Annotated in this window: 1 pseudogene; it reads left to right on the top strand. The window is 65.0% G+C overall.

Annotation, left to right across the window (positions count from 1 at the left end):
- Positions 1 to 597 (top strand): annotated as a pseudogene (locus KIP88_RS45975) (flagellin); the annotation flags it as partial.

Genomic DNA, 597 nt, shown 5'->3' with positions numbered 1-597 from the left:
TCTGTCGGTCATCGGCACCGGCAACGCGATGTCGGTGCTTGGCCTCACCGGCAACACCGGAACGGCGACCAACTTCACCGCCAGCCGCTCGGCAGCCCCCGGCAGCGTCTCCGGCAAGACCTTGACGTTCAGCTCCTTCAACGGCGGCGCGGCGGTCAACGTCACCTTCGGCGACGGCACCGGCGGCACGGTCAAGACGCTCGACCAGCTCAATGCGGCGCTGCTTGCCAACAACATGAGCGCCACGATTGACTCGCTCGGCAAGCTGACGATCTCCGCCTCCAACGACTACGCTTCATCGACCCTCGGCTCGGTGACGGCGGGTGGCGCGATCGGCGGCACGTTGGCCAGCACGGTCACGTTCTCGACTGCGACGGCTCCGGTGGTCGATGCTCAGACGCAGAGCGTCCGCGCAGGGCTGGTGAACCAGTACAACGCCATTATGCAGAACATCACCAACACCGCGGGGGATGCCTCCTTCAATGGCGTCAACCTGCTCGGTGGCGATACGCTGAAGCTGACGTTCAACGAGACCGGCAAGTCGACGCTGAGCATCACCGGCGTCAACTTCAACGCTGCGGGCCTCGGCCTTGCAGA

This window comes from Bradyrhizobium sp. SRL28 (assembly GCF_018596315.1).
Lineage (GTDB): Bacteria > Pseudomonadota > Alphaproteobacteria > Rhizobiales > Xanthobacteraceae > Bradyrhizobium.
This window is presented reverse-complemented; position numbering and strand designations above follow the sequence as displayed.